Here is a 22,432-nt window from a genome sequence, read left to right as displayed (position 1 = left end):
TAAAAATCTTTAATTGTTAAATTTTAAACAACTATTCCTAGTATACCCCATTTTATGGTAAATGCCAACATTATTTTATTGTTATTTTGACAGATTTGCTCCACTTTCCATATACTTTCTTACCTCTAGAGTCAATCTGATATGCCCTGACTTTTACTCTATATGTCTTATGAGATTTAAATTTTCCAAATGTCAAAACCCTAGATTCAGAAAACTCTTTTTTGTTTCCTACCTTCACCTGATATCCGTCCACTTTTCCTTTGACTTTGAATTTTACAGTTGCCATTTTTTTATACAACTGTTTTGTGGAAGTAATAACAGCCCGTTTTACTTTTATTTTCTGCCACTTGGCTTTTATATTCATAGAAGATTTTATTGCTGTTGTACTCTTAATCTTTTTCTTTCCGTTGTACCATCCCAAAAATTTATAGCCCTTCTTTTTTATGGTCGGCACTACAGAAGTCTCACCCACAAGTAATTTTTGTGTGCTAATTGTCTTTTTTCCATTTATAAACCTAACGGTATACACAGGAACCTTTGCTTTTTCAGCAGCATCCCACGTTCCACTATAAGAACCATTATCACATTCTCTCTGATATACCCTTACATAATCTACCATAACTGTATCAGAAACAAAGTTGTCATCCGGTGCATAAAATGCAAGATTACCACCAACGGCAAGATTAATAAGAAAATAAAACTCTTTTTTCAGTTCGGATTTATGACTTTCTTTCAAACTAAATGTCTTATATACTCTTCCATCCACCGTCCACTCTATTTTTTCAGGCGTCCAATTTATTCCATAGGTATGCCATGCCGTTTTATCCTTAAACGCTCTTGTCTGTGAGGCATCATATGTATCTCTTCCGGGTTTATCTCTCTCATTTTCCCAGTGTATTGTTCCCTGGGCAAATTGAAGGTCATTCCATGTTTCAAGTATATCTATCTCTCCACAATACGGCCAGCCCTTTTCATTATATCCAAGCATCCAAAATGCAGGCCACATCCCCATAGATTTAGGAACCTTCATTCTTGCTTCTAATTTTCCATACTTAAAGGACTGTAATCCACACGACTTAATTCTTCCTGATGTATATTTTACAGCCCGGTTCATCCCTTCCCCTTTATAGTTATCCGCTCTTGCCGTTATAACCAAAACTCCATTTTCTACTTTAACGTTTTCTTTTCTGTCTGTATAATATTCTAATTCGTTGTTTCCCCATCCTACATTGGCGCCTCCATTGCCTATATCATAAGTCCAATTGTTTAAATTCAATTCTGTTCCATTAAATTCATCACTCCATACCATTTTATACTGTGCAGACTTGTTTGCAGCACTTACATTTTCCTCTGCAATCCCTATAAATGCGGCTAATATTGCAATAATAATTGCCATCTTATTTGCTGATTCTCTCATATTCTCCTCCTATAATTTTATTTATCTATCATATCAAAAGGTGTCTTTTTTTTATAAGGTATCATTTTTTGTTTTGCGTATAAATATTTCTCTTATGCATATATTTTGAACCATACTATTTTTTTAGCATACATTATTAATGTAAATCTTAATAGAAGAGGGTGTATTTGATGGCTTGCAACATGAACAACAATATGAATTGCAATATGAATAGAAGCACAAACAACCATGTGAATTGCAATATGAATAGAAATGCAAATTACAACATGGGCAAAACCTTTGGCAATCCCGGTTGCGGAATGAACCGTAATATGAATAACAATGGGCGCGCTATGGTAAGAAATACAGTCAATGCTAAACCTTCTAACACTTGTGGCTGCATGCATAAAGAGGGATGCGATAGGGGAACGGAACCGGTAGACCAAATGGTACCTGCTATGTGTTATGTTCCTTGGCAAAAGTGGGAAGACATTTATTGTAAAGAAGAAGCTTTAGAAAAGGGCACAATTTTTGCCCAGTTAGATAAACCATTTCTTGGGAGGCCTATAAAATAATGAAAAATATGTGTAGAGAAGAATTAATGAAAATTATTACGCAGGCTAGCTTTGCTTTAGATGACACCAGATTATTTTTAGATACACATCCCAATTGCCAGGAGGCCCTTGAATATCATAAGAAGATGGCGAAAATCAGGAAGGAAGCGTGGGAGGCATACACGGAGAAGTTTGGACCGCTGTCGTTCTATGAAATAGAAAATGATGATTATTGGACTTGGAATAAAGGTCCAATGCCTTGGGAAGGGGGTAGCTGCTAATGTATGTATATGAAAAAAGACTACAATATCCTGTAGATATTAAATGTAGAAATCCGAAAATGGCTCAGGTAATAATTAGCCAATATGGAGGCCCGGACGGAGAAGCCAGCGCTGCTTTCCGCTATATGTCGCAAAAATTTGCAATGAAAAATCAGAGAGTTGCGGGATTGCTCAATGATATTGCGACAGAAGAACTTTCTCATCTTGAAATCGTTGGTACTATCGTTCACCAGCTCGTAAAAGACCTGCCTTGCGACGATGTTGATATCGCCGGTTTTGAAAAATACTATGTAGACCATACTCTGGGTGTTTGGCCTCAGTCTGCCGGAGGAGCACCTTTTACAGCTACTGAATTTCAATCATCCGGTGACCCAATTGCTGATTTAGTCGAGGATTTGGCTGCGGAACAAAAAGCACGCAAAACTTATGACAATATTTTAAGTCTTGTAAAAGACTGTGAAGTTGCTGACCCAATTAAATTCCTCAGACAGAGAGAAATTATTCATTTTCAGCGCTTTGGAGAACCAAAGCGGGTGGTTTGAAGTAAAAAAAAGACTTACATAAACCGCTAAAAATAAAGGAAATGATGTATAAAAATATCGTTAGGTCTTTAAAAATTAGTTTTATCATATACAAAAAATGGATTATACTATAATAAAAAAGTATAATCCATTTTTTAGTTATATTATATATTAGATAGCAAATTCTAAATCCTCATTCATATTTTCAAGCCTTGAAATTCTTTTTGCAATATGAGGGTGTGAAGAAATCATTTTTTCTTTTAAACTCATTTTCTGTGAAATACTTATTTTTTGTAATAAATATAATGCTGAAATCAGTTGTTCTCCATATGATATTTTACATGCGAAACTGTCTGCCTGAAATTCGTTACTCCGACTGTTTAATGATAATATTACCTGACCTATGTACATAAATCCTATTAATGATATTTCAAACATAATTTTAAACAGTAAATTAATGATACCGATAACTACTACTACAATTGACGTTCTGGAAAATACATTGCATAGAAAATTACAAATCAAAATACCCAGTCTAATTATAAATACAAATACTGATAATACTAAGTTTCCTATGACTGATAGGAGCAGGGCTTTTGTGTGACCATAGGATATATGACCAAATTCATGGGCAATAACTCCTTTTAATTCTTCAGGTGTAAATGTTTCTATTGCACCTTTTGTCACTGTTATTGTTTTTCTTCCCATTGCAAATGCATTTACAAACATAGCGTCCATAATATAAAGTTTTATTCCGTCTGAAAGTTTTGGATTTTCCTGTTTTGCATTTTCGTATACTTCATCAAACAAAGGTTGCAGATATTCAATTTCTTCTTTGGTCTGTAAGACTCTTGCACCTTCCATTATTCTTAAAAGACATTCACCAAGGGGAGAAAGTGCAATTGTAATTGATACTGCATAGATTAGAAAAGTAATGCCAAATGCCTGTGCATTTGCACCTAGTAAAACCCATACAATTGTAAAGTAGAAAATAAACCATAGTACATAAATGTAATTACTCTTGATAAACTGCATATATATCCTCTTTTATTAGGTTGTCTTATTATAATTTATTCAAACGTGATTGCCCATATGTTAGATAATTACATAAAAAAGGACAATTGGATAAGTTTATACTTAACTAATTGTCCTTTGGTTTTGCTTATAATTATACTACTAATTTTTTAACTATTAATTATTAATATACTTTTCTATTAAACTATCAACTTTATCTAACTTTACATATTTTTTATTCAATGCCTGAACACCCTAACCTTTATGAATGTTTATAATAGTGTCTTCATTACTTTTTAAATCCTTGCATAATATCTCGCCCGAATCTAATAGGCAATACATTTTTCCATCTAAAAAATATTTATTCTGGCATTTTATATTTTCAATATTTTCTATTGTTTTTGTCTCTGTATCAAAATAAAAATATCCCTCTGAATTACTCATAAGAATTAATTCATTTCCTATATCTCCTATTAAATCCCATCTGCTTTCAGATTTTGTTAGTTCAATTACCCATTTACCATTATTGTCTATAATACCACTAAACCATGCTCCACTAGGATTTTTAGCCTGTATGCTACAATATCCATCTTTCAATACATAATCTTCTGTGTCATGTTCCCATACAAGAATATCATATTTACTCAAATCTATTTGAGGAGTTAAATTAATATCATAAAATATCTTTTTTTCATCATTAAAAAATAGGCCATTACTTAATCTATATTTATTACTACTAGATATAATATCACTTACACTTTCATCTGTTTGTCCAGACTTATCTATAGGAAACTTTTTCTTGCCATGTATATCTTCAATATTATTTGTCCAATAGTCTACACCATATCCATTATCAAAATAAATGCCTGTACTAACGATTTCACCAGTTTTAACATTTAGACTTATATCTCCTAATCTGCATACAGTATCTCCACAATATTCAATATCCCTTAAACTCATTTCCCGAAATTCCTCAGCAAAATTAATACTGTCATTGACACGTTTTAAACGTTTATCATTTGACTCAATTCTAGATAGTTCATTTCCGTTCTTGTCCAACATTTTCAGTATAATATTACTATTAGTTGCTGTTTCCTCAAACTCTCTTACTATAACAACTTCCATATCTTTCATTGTAACAACATCTACAATTTCCTCATTATCACTATTTGTAATAAAATCATCAGATACATCATTGTCAAATATATCTAAAACTGAAATACTTTCATCATCATTTTCATATGCTTTCAAATATCTAAATTCTAATGTATTTTCAGGATTTTCCTGTATTATACCATTATCATCAATAACATATTTATTACCTTCTGTAGAAGTTATCAAAAACATATTATCCTTTTCTAAAAGTGTCATTGTATCACAATATATTAATTTTTCGACTTCTTCAATATCGTTAGTCGTTGGAGTTTCTACATTCGAACTTTCTTCACTATAGTTTTTAGTCTCACAAGCGATTAATAGCATTGAAGCAATTAAGCAAATACATAGTACTATTATTTTCTTATTCATATCATGTCCTTTCACAAATATATTTAACTTTTGTTACTCAATTTCCATATTATCGGAATCAATTTTCTTCATTGTTTCAGAGTTCCAATCCGAATCATCTGAATATACATATAATCCATTTTCTTCTATGGTTGCATACAAGGTTATCTTGTCACACTCTAATATATATGTGTTGTCTTCTGATTTCGAATATGTTCCTTTTAAATCAATATCTTTGTTCCCCCAATTGCCATCTTCATAATAAGACCATTCATTTTCATTTGAAAGTTTTAACTTTCCACTTTCTCCAACATAAGTTCCTACTATATCATTTTTGCCACATGCACATAACAAAAATAACCCTGTAATTAATACAACTAAAATTTTTGCAACTCTCATATTATTTCTCCTTTTCGTTTAATATATATAGTTTATAGATAAAATTATTGTATCTACGAAAAGTTCGCGTGTCAACATAAAATTAGAACTTATTGTTGAAATACAATTATTTCAATATGCAATGTATTATAATTTGGATAAGTAAAGGAGGGCTGTCATTTGAATACTTTTGGAGCAAAAATTAGAAGTTTACGGGAAAGTTTGGAGTTATCACAACAAGAAGTAGCAAATTATATTGGTTGTAGTAGTAAAGTATTATCTAATTACGAACTTGACAAACGGGAGCTTGACTTTGAAACATTCATAAAACTTTGTGATTTCTTTAATGTTACTGCTGATTATTTGTTGAGTAGGACAGAAAATCCTAAATATTTTAAAGAAATGGTATTGAGTTCTCAAGCAGAAAACCTTTTATATTATTTTGACAAACTCCCTGAACAATATAAGAAAGACGTTATTCGATATGCAAAATTAAATTTGTTAGATATAAAGGATAGAGATAAGAATAAGTACGATTAATTCTGATAAAAAGATTTTTCTATATACGAACAACGCAAAAAAGATGGTCAGTATTTTTATAATACATTCCATCTTTTTTATTGTTTTATTATTTGTTATACTAATATTTATTTGTTCGTAGTTCTTTACCCCTCTTAAAATTTACACATATTGTTATAAATATGGAACTTTATAATAATCTACTTCATTAGTTCCTTCACTATTATATTTATAAACTTTAATATGTAGGAACCCATCTTCCCCTGGAGTATAAACATTAAAAGAATTCCAATTAAATTGCTCTGGATATCCTCCTCTACCAATTTTTACTCCAGCACTTCCTACTCCTAATATGTTTAAATTCAATCTTTTACCATTTTCATCAAATATTCCTGAACTGCCATGATATTCAATATGTTGATGTCCATGTAACAAAAAATGTATTCCATTTTCTATTAATTCTTTTTCAAATGTTCCACCATCAATTAATACACTTACTGGTTTATCAGCACTTGGTATTTGGGAAGGCATAAATATTTTTAAATGATGATGACATATAGAAAAATTCAATATCCTTCTTTTAATATATTCTTCAGATTTCAGATTTCCTATTTTTTTGGACAACTCTGATAATAGTGGTCTATACTTATCCCAGCCTATGTAACCATAAGACTTTAAGTAATCATCTCTTATTCTCGCAGAATTAAAACAAGAACAAGTTATTATCCAATTATTACTCAATTTGTAATACCTTAGATGTTGAATGTCCTCTTCTTCTGGAATTCCTAAAAGTTGCTTTCTAAATTTTCTATATCTAGTGTCAATATCATTTTCAATTTTCGGATTTTCTTCTTCCCCAAAAACAATATCATGATTCCCTGGTACTATCACTAGTGATTTCTTTTCAACATTGCACTCTTCTATAATTTGTTCTAAAAATTCTCTAGCTTCATTAAAACCTGTTTTACTGCCTCCACAAGTAAAATCACCTGAAGCAATAATAACTCCAATTCTTTCTTGCTGAATCAGTGGCTTTATCACTTCAATCAATCTAGCACGAAGATGATTACCGCTATGATAATAATTGTGATCTTTACCAAAATGTAAGTCCGATAAGTGAAGAATCGAATCGCCATTCACTTCAACAAAATCTGTATCTACTTCCTGTGTTATCTTTACACTTGGATTTAGAACGAAAAGTGTATTGTCACCATCAGGGGGTTGACCATATACTGAAATAAAATCTTCGGGATTTGCTTGATTTATTGATGTCAATTCAAACCAAACATTCAATGCCTCATCAGAATAGTAACTCGGAGTTAAATCTAAATTGGGACTATTCCTTTTTTCATCATAAACAATTACCTGACTACAAATCGCAGTATAAAAAATACGTTCAGTTCTATTTATAATCCATATTTTTGTGTCATTTTTAGAATTAATATTTTTTAATATTTCTTGAGGGAATTCCTCATATGGCTTTTTCCACCACCCCCAATATACCTTTCCATGTTTATCTAAAATTTCTTTATGACTAATTATTGTTGTTCGTTCTTTATAATCTGAATACCTTATTAAAATTGTTTTTTCTTTCATACTTTTTCCTACTTAATTAAAAAATATTATTTTATTCCGATTATCCCAAATATCAATTTTCAGATTTTCAATTTCTTTTCTACTTATATTTTCTAAAAAACTACTTTGAGCACTTTCTAACTGAAAATCTTTATTAATCATATTTAGTGCATCTATTACAAAATATGATTTTGTTTTTTCATCATAAAATCTTACCCAATTCTTTTTTTCTAAAATTTTCTCTTCTTGAATTGGAATTATCATATTTTTATCATAAGTAAGTTTTACTATCTCTGCATTTCTCCAATTATCACATATTGATATGCCATTCTTTTGCAAAATTCTTTTTTCAAAGGTTGGAGTTTCAAATTCTATATATCCAAGTGAAGAAATTTTGTTACAAATTGACTCCTCAATATATTTTTCTAAGCATAATAAATCCTGTAGAGCTGTATGTCTTGATAATGGTTGAAAGAACGGAAGAATTATTTCACCGCCTTCCTCTTTCATCAGTTGTAATGCTCTTGAAATAAATAATTCATAGTAATCTAAATACCAAGGAGGATTAATTAATATTATATCAAATTTATTTATTAATCTTTGTGGTATATTTTTTTGAGCATCATATGTAATACATTCAATTTTTGTCTCATCATATATTTTTTTGATACAATCTATTAATGGATTGTTTATATCCAAAAGTGTTACAAAATGACCTCTATTGATTAATTCCAAAGCAATAGTAGGTGTACCTAAGCAACATATATTAATTTTTTTGTTTTCTGTATTTAATATATAGTCAACTATTTTATTAGCACTTTCTTCTGTATATCTCCACTCATAATTTGCGAGATGAGGAGTTGGCAAATTAATTTCCTCTGCTATTTTGTGCCAACCATTATTCTCATACCTTTTCGTAGAATGTTCTTCATCTTCAAAGGTTAATTTCAAAGCTGGTTTGTACTCTTTTATTAAATTATATAATTCAACAGGAAATATTCCCTTCATTTTTTTTAATAGTTTTGAGAAATTAATTTCTTCACTATCATCTGGTATATTATTATTTAATTCTGTTAATGAGACAAACTCAAAATCTTTCCAAGTATCTTTATATTTTGATATCAAATTATCTATATAATTAAAAGTCTCTATATCCATACTCTAAATCCTCTATTTTAAATGTGGTAATATGCTATTACTTTGAAAAAATTCTTCTATATTAGAAGTATTTTTTAGGTTTCTCAAATATTCTTTATTCATTGTACATTTGTCTTGTTGATATTCAGTAACTGAAAATATATGCCTATTCAAAAATAATCCTTTTTTAATAATAATCAATGCATTTCTAACATGCACTTCCATACCTGGAATTGTCACTTTTGTTTCTAATTCAAAATCATTAATAGGTGCATAACTAAATTTAAAATCAACAATTTCTTCAGGATTTATCCATCTATATTCTTCTATACTAGAATCTATTTTTATATCTCTATTTTCTGAACGTACTAAAAAAACAAAACCTTGTGAAGATGAATTATCTTCCGCACGAAGAAAATGATAAGAAGACAAGAATGCAAATTCATCTGTAAATATCAACCCTGTTTCTTCTTTTAATTCCCTATATAAAGCTGCTATAACATCTTCATTTTTTTCTACTTTTCCACCAGGGAAAACCCATTTACCTGCCATATTTTTTTCAAAACGAGAACGCTTTATAAACAAAAATTGTCCATTATTTTCTACAATAGCAGTTATTGGTATTGTATGTGTATATTTTGACATATTATACCTCCTATTAAATCAATACTTTTACCCCTTTTAATATATATAATTTTATAAAAAAATGCATATTTTGTCAAACCAAATATTATTAAATATAACCACATAATTTAGCTATTTTATCTTGTATATTGTTAAACTTTTACTAATCAAAATATTCTATGTTGTTAATACTAAACAGGCTTATTTATAATAACCTTACTATGATAATTATTATCTTTTGATAGATAAATTGCCTGCCCTGTTTTTAATGTCTTAATATCGTCAGGGTGGTAGTAGTATTCTCGTACTCGTCTTGCCGAACCATAACCAGTTTCAGAAGTGACAGCGTTCTGTTGTGCTAACTGGTATGTTACTTCTAAAGTGTTTCTTGTTCCTAATATATTCGCCCAATGTTCACTGTTTATAGAACTGTTTTGTCTCATGACAATGTAATTGTTGCAGTTTTCTATTATCTGCTCTTTAAATGCTTCATTTACTGCAAAGTCAAGGTCTGATAAACTTTGGGTTGCAAGTATACAGGTTACGCCTGCACTTCGGCTCTTGTTTACAAGATCAATAAGTGCAGGAGAGGCGTAACTGTTGATTTCGTCCATAATAAAAAATGTTCTTGACTGGTTATGTAAAAACATATTGCTGACTGCTTTTTTGCTGTCTATTAAAAGTAATCTTCCTATCAGTGGGGAAGTTTCAGGAAATATCAGAGGGTTTAAAATAAATAATATAATTGCGTTTTCCTGTAATGCTGTGTATATGTCAATTCCGTTTTCATCAAAGATATATCCAAGTTCGCTTTCTTCTATCAGACTAAATCTTGCAATGGCACTTTCGGCTATTTTTCCACTTGTCCCAGCAAGTTCAAGATTTTGTGCGTGTTCTTCCTTTGTAATGATTTCGTTCTTTACTAAAAGTCTGCTTATGCTTGTAAATTTATCAATACTCATATTTGATACAATGCTTTTAAAAGATAATCTTATATCTGCTTTTACAAGTAAATTAATTAGTCTTTGTAAATATCTTTCTGTGTTTAGTTTATAATGTTCTTCGCTCCAGTCGGTCATGTTAATTAACATATCTTTTGCAATGGTTGGAGTAGCATTTTGAAAAGGATTGTATCTGTCTGACTTTAAAGGGTTTGTAAGGTTAATGACATATAGTCTTTTTTTGCCTTTCAGTCTTTTAACAATTTCTATCATAGAACCTTGTCCTGTGTCTCCTTTGCCGTCTATAATTAGCATTGGGTAGTCTTTGTCAATTCCACTTTTGATATAATTAGACAGTGTAACGGTCTTGCCACTGCCTGTTGTACCACATACAAAAATGTGCTTTGCATTGTCTGGAGTATAAATGGGCTTTTTACCACTTGTCCAACCGATAAATGTTGAGTTTTCAATATTTCTTTTTTGCTTTTGGTTGTTCCTATTTTTATTACCTCTCACTTTTTTTAACTCCTTTGAAAAATTAAAATATTTATTGATTAAATGTTCCTTTGACATTTCCCTTATAATAATTGCCACTGGAATAATTGAAAGTAAAACAAATGTTAATGCTGGGTGTTTATATAATCCGTTCACTCATTTTAATTATTGTTTCTAAATTCAACATAGTTTCTCACTTCCTTAATATCTGTAATTTCTATATTGGGGTATTGTAATTTATTATCTTTGATTACTCTGATTAATTTCGGGTTATCTTCTAAAACCCATATTTGAATATCAAAGTTAAGAAAATTTGATTTGATATTATTTTCTAATCTGTCTTTTGCTTTCAACGTAAGTTCAACTTCGACACAGTATGTTTTGTTATCTTTTGTGAAAACAAAATCAGGCTGATGTTTTCTAATACTAAAACCATCTTTGGAATGTAACTGTTTTTCTGTCTGTATATCTGACAGGCTGATATTATATTTTGACATCATGTATATTGCTGTATCTAAAACAGCAATATCATGTATGATATTATCAAGTCTGATTTTGTCCTGCCTTTTATTTGCTCCAATTAACATTTTTGCTTTAAAAGGCAGGGTGTATATTGAGGGAACGCCATATATTATCTTTTTTCTATTAAGGAAACCCATCTCAAGCAAGACTTTTAAACGTCTGTCACAACTTCTCTGACTTGGAAATCCTGCCAAAATCTTAATATGCCTGCCAAGACAATATCTCCAACGCTCGACCTCACGAAACACCACATAATCTCTCTCAACTAACTTAATACGCACCACCACCTACTAAACAAGACACCAAAAAATCACAGCCAACGTATCTAAAACACGAGTAAGTATGTATGTATATTTATCTTTATATGATTATTTATTTGTTAAAATAAATATCTACCCATGAAGTGATAGTGTGGTCTCGGGTAGTATAGCCGAGACCACACTATCACTTCATGGGGATAAAGATAAATAAAACATAAGTAATTACAAGGGTTTTAGATAAAACGTTTATGGCTGTCGTATTGATTTGTGGTGTCTTGTGTGACTAGAACCAGTCCTTACCATAGTTTTTACTCTTTTATATGCTTCTTTTTCATCTGTTATACCTACTAAATAATCAATACTTGTATTATAAAATTCTGCCAGTTTTATAAATGCTGATATTGGGATTTCCAAATCTCCAGTTTCATAACGTGAATAAGTTGCCTGACTTACATTCAATAATCTTGCAATTACTATCTGCTTAATATCATTATCAATTCTCAAATCTCCCGAACACGTGAATACATTTACACCACCCCTTGATGAGGATATTATTACTAGCATTTTTACTTTTGTGGATATATACGAAAATCGCATAAAATTATATAAAAAATGAAAAACACTTCTTATTCGACATTTTCATTTTACGAAAGTTTCATATACCAAAAACGCATATATCAGCAATTTACATAAAAAATATAGGACAATGATAGTAGCTATTATAAAATGAGTACTCTTTTACCTTTTGGCTGAAAAATTGCATATTCATTATGCGTTTGACATATTTTTGTATAAAAGAAATGGGGCGGTGCTTGTGGATAAAGTAGAAAATATCAATTCTAATAATTTAGTACATGATGAAAAAGATTATAAAATCACAAAAGAGACAATCAAAAAGGATAGTATGGAATTTGAGGTGATTAATTATTATCCAAAAGAGAATAAAAAATCGAAGAAAAAAGAGATAGAAAAGCAACTGTTCAAAATATTTAGCAAGTATGTCATTTAAATTGAATTTATTTATTCTATGGTGTATAATTTTGTCTGGCGGTAAGATATTTTTATACATCGTAGCAGGAGGTAGACGATGTATGAAGGTATGAAATATGACGCTTTATATGCTAGACAGTCAATTGATAAGAAAGACAGCATATCTATAGAAAGCCAACTGCAAATTTGCGAATATGAAACGAAAGGTAATGCCTTTAAGACTTATAAAGATAAAGGGTACAGTGGTAAAGATTTAAACAGACCCAATTTTGAGAAATTATTGGAAGATATAAAACAAGGATTAATAAAAAGGGTAATTGTTTATAAACTTGACCGTATCAGTCGTTCGATTTTAGATTTCGCTAATCTGATGCAAATTTTTGAACAGTATAATGTAGAATTTGTTTCCACAACAGAAAAATTTGACACAAGCACACCAGTGGGTAGGGCAATGCTTAATATCTGTATTGTGTTTGCTCAATTGGAAAGAGAAACAATTCAAGAAAGGGTATCAGATGCATATCATTCAAGAAGTAGAAAAGGCTTTTATATGGGGGGAAAAATCCCTTATGGATTTAAAAAAGTAGATACCATTATTGACGGAATTAAAACTTCCAAATTTGTCGCTGACGAAGAAGAAAGTTCACACTTAAAGTTGATTTATTCAATGTATGCAGATAGGAAAAACTCATTAAATGAAGTAGTGAGATACCTTGTTGCTAACAATATACGACCTAAAAGAGGTAGAGACTGGAGTTCGGCAAGGTTAAGTGAAATGTTGAGAAATCCAATATATGTACAGTCAGATTTATCTGTATATGAATTTTTCAAAAGTCAGGGTGCAAACATTATCAATGATGTATCAGAATTTAAAGGGCAAGGCTGTTATTTATATCAAGGGACAGTATCAAAGTCAAGAAAGCAATGTGACTTAACAGATAAAGAAATTGTGTTAGCACCACATCAAGGATTTATTTCCTCTGAAATATGGTTGGCTTGTAGACTGCGTTGTTTAAGCAATCAGCAAAGTGCTACGTCAGGAAAAGGAAGAAATTCTTGGTTAGTAGGAAAAATCAAATGTGGTAATTGTGGATATGCCATTGTAGTAAGAAAGGCAAGAACTAAATGGAACAGATATGGTGTATGTAGCAATAAAGAGGCTACAGGAATGTGCAAGGGTACAGGTGGCAGTATTTACATGGATTTGTTGGAAGATTATGTTTTTAAGGCTATCAAAGAGAAACTGGCAGAATTTAAAACACTATCTGATTATTCAAAGAAAATGATAAATCCAAAAGTTCAGAGCAATGAGACAAAGATTATTCAGATGACAGAGGAAATAAACAAACTTCTGGAAAAAGTGCTGAATGCAAATGATGTATTAATGGATTACATTAATAACAAAGTTAAGGAACTAGACCAACAGAAAAGATTACTTGAACAAGAAAATATAATTATGACAAATAAGTCAAAGGAAGATAATATCAATATCGTGCAAAACCATGTAGAGAATTGGGAAAAGACTTCTTTTGATGATAAGACATATGTTGTAGATATATTGATTAGAGTAATACATATTAGTAATGGTAAAATTGAGATAGATTGGAATATATAGATTTTTTTTAATCTATTACTTCAAGAGTCCTGCTACAGTGAGGCTTTAAGATTAATTAATGAAGACCTGAACAAAAAGAATTTCTATGCCTTTAATCCGAGTGGCTGTGTAAAAAACTGCTAGCATAAAGATTTTGCCAATATCTTAAAAACTATATTTTTAATTTATCTGCCTTCCATTTTCGGAATAAATCGACATTTTCATATTTATTACGACAAATAAAGAAAAAGCGTCGAAATAAGTCGTGCGAAAATAGTTGTTGGGCTATAAAAATAATGATATAGTTTCCTCTGGGGTTAAATGAGTTTCAATACCGTTTTGGTCGTTGTATAAAAACGGTAATAAATTAAGATGGGGTTATCGCATTATTGATTTAAAATCATAAAAGCGATAACCCTCTTCTTTTTCATTATTTTATATTGGTTTTTATTATAATCTGGGTTATACTTATACCTAAATGACAAAAATCGGAGGAAATCAAATGAGAAATTGCTTAGTTGCCCAATCAGGTGGCCCTACAGTTGCTATTAATGCCAGTCTGGCAGGTGTAATTCAAGGTACCATAGATAGTAAACAATTTAATAAAATTTATGGTTCGTTAAACGGTGTACAAGGTCTTCTCAATGGGAGACTTATGGATTTATCTCAAAAAGTAGAAGAAATCCCCATGTTTATTGAACTTCTAAAAAAGTCTCCATCTATGTATTTAGGTTCTTGCCGCTATCAGCTTCCCGATTACACAGAAGATGATGCGCCTTATGCATATATTTTTAATAAATTTGAAAAATATGAGATTGATGCTTTTTTCTATATCGGTGGAAATGATTCCATGGACACTGTGGACAAGCTAAACACTTATGCCAAAGCAATCGGACAGGAAATTAAAATTATTGGCATTCCAAAAACAATTGATAATGATTTATGCGTCACTGACCATACACCAGGATATGGTTCCGCAGCAAAATATGTCGCAGCAACACTTTTAGAAATAGGACATGATACATCCATTTATCCTATTAACAGTGTTACGATTGTTGAAATCATGGGGCGGGATGCCGGATGGCTTACCGGAGCATCAGTTCTTGCAAGAAACAAATACAATTTTGCTCCACATCTTATATATCTTCCGGAAGTTGCTTTTGATGAAAAACAATTTATCGAAGATGTTCGTGCTGCAATGGACAGATATAATAATGTTGTCATTGCAGTATCAGAAGGTATCAAAGATGCTGATGGTAATTACATTAGTGCAACATCTGCTGTTGAAGACACATTTGGCCACAGCCAGCTCAGCGGCACCGGTAAATGTCTTGAATATATTATCAAACAAAATATTCAGGTAAAGGTACGTTCTGTGGAAATTAACATTTTGCAGAGAAGTGCTGCCCATATGTCCTCTATTACTGACATTGGAGAATCTTTCCGATTAGGTCGCCACGCCGTAGATACTGCCCTGAATGGAAAAACCGGTGTGATGGTTACGGCTATTAGAAAAACAAATGAACCTTACAGCGTAGATATGGGTGATACTGACGTAAAAAACGTTGCCGGCCTCGTAAAACATGTTCCAAGAGCGTGGATTAACGAGCGTGGAAACAATGTTACACAGGAATTTATCGATTATGTATACCCGCTTATTCTGGGAGAACCCGTAGTAAAATATCAGAGAGGTATTCCGGATTATTTAGACATATCACATCTATTTCCAAACAAAATAGACGAATAATTAAAAGTCCTCAATTGCCCAACATAATGTTGAACAATTGGGGACTTTTAAAACCTTTCCTATATAATAAAAAAAACAGTATCGAAAACCGATACTGTGTGTAACTGGCCCACAAGGATTCGAACCTTGAAATGCTGGAGTCAGAGTCCAGTGCCTTACCATTTGGCGATGGGCCATTGTCTTGCAACAGAAAATATTTTACCATACACTTTTTTATATTGCAAGTGCTTTTTTTATTTTATGTCTAATTATCTATATTTTTTAAAACAAATTTTCTTGATTTTTGATTGAATACGCCTTCTCCAAAATGAACGACAGACTCTCTTAACATATGCAACATATTCCGGATGATTTACCGGAATTTCCTTTTCATCCCTATATATTATCTCTGTAACTCCCACAATCCATTCAAAAGGGACTTTCTCTCTCCAAAATCTATTATCTCCACAGGCGATATAATAGCCTCTTTTTACTTTAACGATTCTATGCAATACATATTTACCATCCGGTCTCCGATATAATGGCAAATCATATTTTTTCAGTTTTTCTTTTGCGGGAACTATTTTCACCATATCTCTTCTGTTTCGCAACAGTGGCATCATACTGTCACCAACAATGGTTGAAAGGTGATATCCATTCTTATCAATAGCTTCTTCTATTGTTATTGTATCCATACAATCCTCTAATATTATATATTTTATGAAAAATTAATAATTATTCTATAATTCCGGGTCTTTGCAATATCTCAATAAATTTTTCAACATCCTTCTTCGCTAATTCTATATCCACATCATATTTCTCTAATAAAGCCTGCACTAAGTCCTCTTTATCTGCGCCTTCTACAAGTCTGCTCCATAAAAAAGCACCTGTTTCATTCAACTTGACCATTCCATTAAACACCTTGCTGGCAGCTCCTATAGAAACAACAACTGACTGTCCTCCCATATTTCTCAATACAAAACCGTCTCTAACCTTCATTATTTCCTCCAAAATACACTCTATTTAAATAGTTTTATTCTTTTCGCATTGCATTATACGCTACCTCTGCTGCCTCCTCAGACATGGTGCATCCCATAGAATACATGGGTATTTCTTTTATCAATCTGTCCACATAATCTAAGGTTTTAAGTAACCCTTCCGAATTTCTCGGTCTATATATCTGATTCATAAGCAAATCAACAGATTTTTCTGCACCAATTTTATCAATGTTATTTTCTTCTGCCTGATGTAAAAAACAGATTCCTGCCAGTTTTGCACATCTGTTTGTTGATAAATGATGCTTGCCATCCCAAGGTGTACCATATGCATAAACTCCATCCTCTTTAAATTTCAAAAGTGGTTTATCATCATTAATCATAATTACATCTTCCCCAAAATGTTCTCTCCACATTCTGGCATGTGTAGATTTACCTGTGCCGCTCGGTGCTGTAAACATATAAGCATGACCGTTATATTCTATCACACTTCCATGGCATAAAACTACCCCATAATCCAGAACTTTTTCACAAAATTGTCTATAAAGAGCAATAAACTCCAAATAAAATTGAGGTAACACTGCATTATTTTCTGCATGCTTCTGCTCATATTCCAAATCCTCTAATGTCACCGATATCTCAAACTGCGGTGTTTCCTCTTCCGCCAAATATTCCTCGCAATTTTGTTCAAAATATTTTCCTCTTGCTGTAACCCCTACCGGAATATCTGCAAACTTATATATTCTCATTCCAACAACTCCAATATCTATATTTTTCTATTTCTACAGTTTCTGTCCCGCAAGATAATTGGCAAATTGTTGAGCCGTTCTTCCTGAAATGCCACCATGACTTAACTCCCATTTGTTTGCCTCTGCCCGAATCTCCTCATCTGACAGTTCAACTCCCAATCTTCTGCTCAGCTGTACTGCAATTGCAAAATATTCTTTCTGTGTAGGTTTCGAATAATTAATCGTAACACCAAATCTATGAACCAGGGAAAGCTTTTCTTCCATCGTGTCAGACTTATGCATACCATTTTCCACCTTCACATCACTTCTGTCACTCCACGTCTCTTTAATCAGATGACGTCTGTTTGAAGTCGCGTATATCAATATATTTTCAGGTTTTGTCTCGACTCCTCCTTCAATAACCGCTTTTAAAAACTTGTACTCTACTTCAAACTCTTCAAACGACAAATCATCCATATAAATAATAAACTTATAATTCCTATTCTTAATAGCCGCAATAACATTAGACAAATCCTTAAACTGGTGCTTATATATCTCTATCATTCTGAGTCCCTGTTCATAGTATTGATTGACAATCGCTTTGATACTGGTAGATTTACCTGTTCCACTATCTCCAAATAACAGACAATTATTTGCTTTTCTTCCCTGTACAAATGCCTCCGTATTATCTATCAATTTCTTTTTCTGTATCTCATATCCTACAAGGTCATCCAAAACAACCCTGTCCATGTTATTAATCGCAAGGAACTCTAAAGATTCAGCGCCATCATTAATTCTAAATGCTTTGTTTAAGCCAAACATTCCAACACCAAACTTTTTATAAAATGAAGTAACACATTCAAAAAACGCATTTTCATCTTCTGCTTTTTCCAATTGCAAGCTCAGTTTCTGAACCTTCTCACTGACATTTTTATTATACATTAATTCAGGTTTTCCAATTGCCTTATAATTTTGTATTTTATCAAAACAATCAATTCCCAGCTCTGCTTCCATCGGCTTAAAATCATAGTCAAAAAGCAATTTAAACTGTTTAAAGTCATTTTTTGCAAAATAATTTACGCTTCCATCATTTGCCCCAACTTTTTCACAAGTCAGACTGAATGGATTCTCATTTGTAATTAGAAGATATGTAAGATAATTATGCCATAAATTTTTATCAAATCCATAGTCTGTTGCAACCTGAAGGATTCTTTTTATCTGGTGATAAATCTTTGTGATAATCTCATCTTTTTTATATTCATTTTCCTTATATTCACGGATAATATTACTCAATTCCATTAATATAGAATTTTCCGGCATATCACCGTACATCAGCAATTTTGATACAATATTATACATATCTCCTGTCTCCTTACTATAAACTGTTACAAAAGCAACCACTAATGGATTCTGCTCCAATAGTGGTTGCTTTTATTTTTGTACATTTCAATTAAAAATCAATTTTTTTCAAATCTACTTCTTATAGACCTGTACTAGCATGGAATGTTCTGTGAATAACATCATCCTGCTGCTCTTTTGTTAATTTAATGAAATTTACAGCATATCCTGAAACACGAACTGTAAGCTGTGGGTATTTCTCAGGATGAGCCTGAGCATCAAGTAATGTATCTTTCTGTAATACATTAACATTAAGATGATGTCCACCCTCTGCTGCATAACCATCCAATAAAGCTACTAAATTATCTACTTGTTTTGCACTAGCTGCCATTTTCTTTTCCTCCTATTATTTTATAACTTGATTTAGCTCATTTTCTCTCTCGTATCCTTTACCCCCTCTAGAATAATATTTCTACAGGATATAGCCATATCCTTTGTTGCGGGTTCTATATCAGGTATCGGATATTCAATACCGAGCTCTTTGTATTTCATCTTACCCATATCATGATATGGAAGGGCATCAATTGCTTTTAAATTCCTCAATGTACCAATAAACTGACCTAACTTAAATAAGTAATCTTTATTTATTGTAATATGCGGAACGCAAACATGACGAATCCATATCTCAATGCCTTTGCTATCGACATACTGGGCAAATTTCAAGATATTGTCATTTGGACGTTTGCACAATTTCCAGTGTTCCTCCGGGTCTATGTGCTTAATGTCCAACATGACCAAATCTGTTACCTCTAATAAACTATCGACTTTTTTCATATATGCTGAATCATCCGGTTGAAACATTGTTCCTGATGTATCCAGACAAGTATGGATTCCCCTATTTTTACACTCGGTAAAAAGTTCTGTAAGAAAATCTATCTGAACCATGGGTTCTCCACCTGTGGCAGTAATACCTCCGGTTTCATAAAACGGTCTTTTCTTTTCAAACTCTGCCATCAGCTGTTCTACCGTCATCTCCTGACCACCGGTCATCTCCCATGTGTCCGGATTATGACAATATAAACACCTCATTGGACATCCTTTGAAAAACACTACAAATCGTACTCCCGGTCCATCTACTGTTCCACAGCTTTCAAGTGAATGAATTATACCTGTTGCCATATGAATAAGTCCTCTTTATATTTATAAAATTTATATTCTTTAAAAACGTATCTGCTGATAAATTATTCTGCCGGCTTAAATCCCGGAATATCAATATCACCAGCAATAACCTTATCATCTTTACCAAGTGCATCAGGAATGATAGTAAATGTATTGGAAATACCATCCTGTGCATTCATAAATGGAATCTTAGATACAGATGCAAGAGATGCAACCGCACCGTTCTTATCTCTACCATGAAGTGGGTTTGCACCTGGTGCAAATGGTTCTCCGGCTCTTCTTCCGTCAGGTGTATTTCCTGTAGCTCTACCGTATGTTACATTTGATGTAATTGTAAGGATAGACTGTGTAGGAATACCATCTCTGTAAGTGTGATTCTGTCTGAGATATCCCATAAACTTATTAACGATTTCTACAGCAATTGAGTCAACTCTGTCATCATCATTACCATATTTAGGGAACTCACCTTCGATTTCATAATCTACTGCAAGACCATCTTCATCTCTGATTACTTTAACCTTTGCATATTTCATAGCTGAGAATGAATCTGCAACAATTGAAAGACCTGCAACACCTGTAGCAAACCATCTCTTAACATGAGCATCATGTAATGCCATCTGGATTGATTCATAACAATATTTATCATGCATGTAATGGATGATATTAAGAGCATTTACATAAACACCTGCCAACCATTTCATCATATCTTCATATAATGCCATTACCTTGTCATAATCAAGATATTCTTCTGTATATGGTCTGAACTTAGGTCCAACCTGTTTCTTTGTCTTTTCATCCACACCACCATTGATAGCGTAAAGAAGACATTTTGCAAGGTTTGCTCTAGCTCCGAAGAACTGCATTTCCTTACCAATTCTCATAGAAGATACACAGCAGGCAATACCATAATCATCACCATGTGTTACTCTCATAAGGTCATCATTTTCGTACTGCATTGATGAGTATTCAATAGATAACTTTGCACAATATTTCTTAAATTCCTGTGGAAGTCTTGTAGACCAGAGAACTGTAAGGTTTGGCTCTGGAGCTGCGCCTAAGTTTTCTAATGTGTGAAGATATCTATATGACATCTTTGATACCATATGACGTCCGTCAATACCAACACCACCGATTGACTCTGTTACCCAAACCGGGTCACCGGAAAAGATATCGTTGTAATCAGGTGTTCTTGAGAACTTAACACATCTTAACTTCATAATGAAGTGATCTACAAATTCCTGAATCTGTTCTTCTGTAAATGTTCCATTTGCTAAATCTCTCTCAGCATAAATATCAATAAATGTAGATGTTCTACCAAGTGACATTGCTGCACCGTTCTGGTCTTTTACTACTGCTAAATATGCAAGATATACCCACTGGATAGCTTCCTTAACATTCTGAGCCGGTCTTGAAATATCAAATCCGTAAATCTTTCCTAATTCTTTTAACTGCTTAAGAGCTTTAATCTGTTCTGAATATTCTTCTCTATCACGAATAACTTCAGCTGTCATAACTGTAGGAGTTGCAGCCTTCTGAGCTTCTTTATCTTCAATAAGTCTATCAACACCGTAAAGAGCTACTCTTCTATAGTCACCAATAATACGTCCACGTCCATAAGCATCAGGAAGACCTGTGATAACATGGCTGGAACGACAAGCTCTCATTTCCGGAGTATAAGCATCAAATACACCTGCATTGTGTGTCTTTCTATAATTTGTATAAAAATCTACAACTTCAGGGTCTACCTCATAACCATTGTCTGAGCATGCCTGAATAGCCATACGGATACCTCCATTTACATGAAGTGCTCTCTTAAATGGTTTATCTGTCTGAAATCCTACGATTGTTTCTTTATCCTTATCAAGATAACCTGGTCCATGAGCTGTGATACCTGTAACAACTTTTGTATCCATATCTACAACTCCGCCTCTTTCTCTCTCCAATTTCTGAAGTTCAAGCACCTGATTCCATAAATCTGTTGTGTTCTGTGTAGGTCCTGCTAAAAAGCTTGCATCACCATCATATGGTGTGTAGTTTTTCTGGATAAAATCTCTGACGTTGACTTCTTTTTCCCAAGCGCCACCATTAAATCCTGTCCATTCTTCTCTCATCTCTGTTTTTCCTCCTAAAAATAAATGTAAAGCTTTAATATATATTTA

Annotated in this window: 24 protein-coding genes and 1 tRNA gene; 7 read left to right on the top strand and 18 right to left on the bottom strand. The window is 32.4% G+C overall.

The genetic code is table 11. The annotated features are described in order from the left end of the window. Nucleotides 1-70: 70 nt before the first annotated feature. Entirely contained in the window at nt 71-1,417 is a 1,347-nt protein-coding gene (locus tag Q5O86_RS08770) for a family 16 glycosylhydrolase (protein ID WP_302626763.1), read from the bottom strand. Between the two features lie 170 nt (nt 1,418-1,587). Here Q5O86_RS08770 and Q5O86_RS08765 point away from each other — a divergent pair, with 170 nt between their 5' ends. Genes Q5O86_RS08765 through Q5O86_RS08755 form a run of 3 tightly spaced genes read left to right on the top strand, consistent with a single transcriptional unit; the run spans nt 1,588 to nt 2,773 of the window. Continuing rightward, on the top strand, nt 1,588-1,971 hold the full coding sequence (locus Q5O86_RS08765; RefSeq protein ID WP_302626842.1) for a spore coat associated protein CotJA: 384 nt from the start codon (nt 1,588-1,590) through the stop codon (nt 1,969-1,971). Continuing rightward, nucleotides 1,971-2,231, top strand: coding sequence for a spore coat protein CotJB (locus Q5O86_RS08760; RefSeq protein ID WP_302626762.1), 261 nt, complete (start codon nt 1,971-1,973; stop codon nt 2,229-2,231). Before Q5O86_RS08765 ends, Q5O86_RS08760 begins: the two co-directional genes overlap by 1 nt. Then, entirely contained in the window at nt 2,231-2,773 is a 543-nt protein-coding gene (locus Q5O86_RS08755) for a manganese catalase family protein (protein WP_302626761.1), read from the top strand. The genes Q5O86_RS08760 and Q5O86_RS08755 overlap by 1 nt, the downstream gene beginning before the upstream one ends. A 150-nt stretch (nt 2,774-2,923) precedes the next feature. Here Q5O86_RS08755 and Q5O86_RS08750 read toward each other — a convergent pair whose 3' ends face one another. From Q5O86_RS08750 to Q5O86_RS08740, 3 genes are all read right to left on the bottom strand, one after another. Then, entirely contained in the window at nt 2,924-3,787 is an 864-nt protein-coding gene (locus Q5O86_RS08750; RefSeq protein WP_302626760.1) for a M48 family metalloprotease, read from the bottom strand. Between the two features lie 234 nt (nt 3,788-4,021). Then, nucleotides 4,022-5,293 carry a hypothetical protein gene (locus Q5O86_RS08745; RefSeq protein ID WP_302626759.1) on the bottom strand — a complete coding sequence of 424 codons (1,272 nt, stop codon included), beginning with the start codon at nt 5,291-5,293 and terminating at the stop codon, nt 4,022-4,024. 33 nt (nt 5,294-5,326) lie between these two features. Further along, on the bottom strand, nt 5,327-5,671 hold the full coding sequence (locus tag Q5O86_RS08740; RefSeq protein ID WP_302626758.1) for a hypothetical protein: 345 nt from the start codon (nt 5,669-5,671) through the stop codon (nt 5,327-5,329). A 159-nt stretch (nt 5,672-5,830) separates the two neighbouring features. On the opposite strand from Q5O86_RS08740, the gene Q5O86_RS08735 reads away from it, so the two are divergent. Then, on the top strand, nt 5,831-6,190 hold the full coding sequence (locus Q5O86_RS08735; RefSeq protein ID WP_302626757.1) for a helix-turn-helix domain-containing protein: 360 nt from the start codon (nt 5,831-5,833) through the stop codon (nt 6,188-6,190). 153 nt (nt 6,191-6,343) lie between these two features. Here the strand turns inward: Q5O86_RS08735 and Q5O86_RS08730 are convergent, their stop codons facing one another. The 6 genes from Q5O86_RS08730 to Q5O86_RS08705 form a co-directional block, all read right to left on the bottom strand. Next, nucleotides 6,344-7,765 (bottom strand): metallophosphoesterase, encoded by a 1,422-nt coding sequence (locus tag Q5O86_RS08730; protein WP_302626756.1) that lies wholly within the window; start codon nt 7,763-7,765, stop codon nt 6,344-6,346. A 12-nt stretch (nt 7,766-7,777) separates the two neighbouring features. Continuing rightward, nucleotides 7,778-8,902 carry a bis-aminopropyl spermidine synthase family protein gene (locus tag Q5O86_RS08725; protein WP_302626755.1) on the bottom strand — a complete coding sequence of 375 codons (1,125 nt, stop codon included), beginning with the start codon at nt 8,900-8,902 and terminating at the stop codon, nt 7,778-7,780. 12 nt (nt 8,903-8,914) lie between these two features. Continuing rightward, nucleotides 8,915-9,526 carry an NUDIX hydrolase gene (locus tag Q5O86_RS08720; RefSeq protein WP_302626754.1) on the bottom strand — a complete coding sequence of 204 codons (612 nt, stop codon included), beginning with the start codon at nt 9,524-9,526 and terminating at the stop codon, nt 8,915-8,917. 170 nt (nt 9,527-9,696) lie between these two features. Beyond that, a complete protein-coding gene (locus Q5O86_RS08715) occupies nt 9,697-11,097 on the bottom strand; it encodes a type IV secretory system conjugative DNA transfer family protein (RefSeq protein ID WP_302626753.1) in 1,401 nt (466 codons plus the stop codon). 5 nt (nt 11,098-11,102) lie between these two features. Beyond that, nucleotides 11,103-11,744 carry a hypothetical protein gene (locus Q5O86_RS08710; RefSeq protein ID WP_302626752.1) on the bottom strand — a complete coding sequence of 214 codons (642 nt, stop codon included), beginning with the start codon at nt 11,742-11,744 and terminating at the stop codon, nt 11,103-11,105. Between the two features lie 225 nt (nt 11,745-11,969). Beyond that, the gene (locus Q5O86_RS08705; protein ID WP_368074761.1) at nt 11,970-12,227 is read right to left on the bottom strand and encodes a helix-turn-helix domain-containing protein; all 258 of its coding nucleotides are present in this window, start codon (nt 12,225-12,227) and stop codon (nt 11,970-11,972) included. A 310-nt stretch (nt 12,228-12,537) separates the two neighbouring features. On the opposite strand from Q5O86_RS08705, the gene Q5O86_RS08700 reads away from it, so the two are divergent. The 3 genes from Q5O86_RS08700 to Q5O86_RS08690 all read left to right on the top strand — a co-directional run bounded on the left by Q5O86_RS08700 (nt 12,538) and on the right by Q5O86_RS08690 (nt 16,054). After that, nucleotides 12,538-12,732 (top strand): hypothetical protein, encoded by a 195-nt coding sequence (locus Q5O86_RS08700; RefSeq protein ID WP_302626750.1) that lies wholly within the window; start codon nt 12,538-12,540, stop codon nt 12,730-12,732. A gap of 78 nt (nt 12,733-12,810) precedes the next feature. After that, nucleotides 12,811-14,328 (top strand): recombinase family protein, encoded by a 1,518-nt coding sequence (locus Q5O86_RS08695; protein WP_302626749.1) that lies wholly within the window; start codon nt 12,811-12,813, stop codon nt 14,326-14,328. Nucleotides 14,329-14,809: 481 nt separating this feature from the next. Beyond that, complete coding sequence (locus tag Q5O86_RS08690; RefSeq protein WP_302626748.1) at nt 14,810-16,054, top strand: 6-phosphofructokinase; 1,245 nt, start codon at nt 14,810-14,812, stop codon at nt 16,052-16,054. 104 nt (nt 16,055-16,158) lie between these two features. Here Q5O86_RS08690 and Q5O86_RS08685 read toward each other — a convergent pair. The 8 genes from Q5O86_RS08685 to pflB form a co-directional block, all read right to left on the bottom strand. After that, nucleotides 16,159-16,230, bottom strand: a tRNA-Gln gene (locus Q5O86_RS08685). A gap of 72 nt (nt 16,231-16,302) precedes the next feature. Further along, nucleotides 16,303-16,728 (bottom strand): S24/S26 family peptidase, encoded by a 426-nt coding sequence (locus Q5O86_RS08680; RefSeq protein ID WP_302626747.1) that lies wholly within the window; start codon nt 16,726-16,728, stop codon nt 16,303-16,305. Nucleotides 16,729-16,768: 40 nt separating this feature from the next. Next, entirely contained in the window at nt 16,769-17,032 is a 264-nt protein-coding gene (locus Q5O86_RS08675; protein ID WP_302626746.1) for a PqqD family protein, read from the bottom strand. A gap of 34 nt (nt 17,033-17,066) precedes the next feature. Next, nucleotides 17,067-17,777: a hypothetical protein gene (locus Q5O86_RS08670; protein ID WP_302626745.1), complete on the bottom strand. Its 711-nt coding sequence runs from the start codon at nt 17,775-17,777 to the stop codon at nt 17,067-17,069. A 33-nt stretch (nt 17,778-17,810) separates the two neighbouring features. Further along, nucleotides 17,811-19,115 carry an ATP-binding protein gene (locus Q5O86_RS08665; protein WP_302626744.1) on the bottom strand — a complete coding sequence of 435 codons (1,305 nt, stop codon included), beginning with the start codon at nt 19,113-19,115 and terminating at the stop codon, nt 17,811-17,813. A gap of 121 nt (nt 19,116-19,236) precedes the next feature. After that, on the bottom strand, nt 19,237-19,485 hold the full coding sequence (grcA3, locus tag Q5O86_RS08660) for an autonomous glycyl radical cofactor GrcA3 (RefSeq protein WP_302626743.1): 249 nt from the start codon (nt 19,483-19,485) through the stop codon (nt 19,237-19,239). Nucleotides 19,486-19,517: 32 nt separating this feature from the next. Beyond that, nucleotides 19,518-20,273 carry a pyruvate formate-lyase-activating protein gene (gene pflA, locus Q5O86_RS08655; RefSeq protein WP_302626742.1) on the bottom strand — a complete coding sequence of 252 codons (756 nt, stop codon included), beginning with the start codon at nt 20,271-20,273 and terminating at the stop codon, nt 19,518-19,520. 62 nt (nt 20,274-20,335) lie between these two features. Next, a complete protein-coding gene (gene pflB / locus Q5O86_RS08650) occupies nt 20,336-22,384 on the bottom strand; it encodes a formate C-acetyltransferase (protein ID WP_302626741.1) in 2,049 nt (682 codons plus the stop codon). Nucleotides 22,385-22,432: the final 48 nt, after the last annotated feature.

The sequence above is a fragment of the uncultured Eubacterium sp. genome, assembly GCF_937958975.1.
GTDB lineage: Bacteria > Bacillota > Clostridia > Lachnospirales > Lachnospiraceae > Eubacterium_G.
Note: the sequence above shows the minus strand (reverse complement) of the source record. Positions and strands in the feature narration are given on the sequence as shown.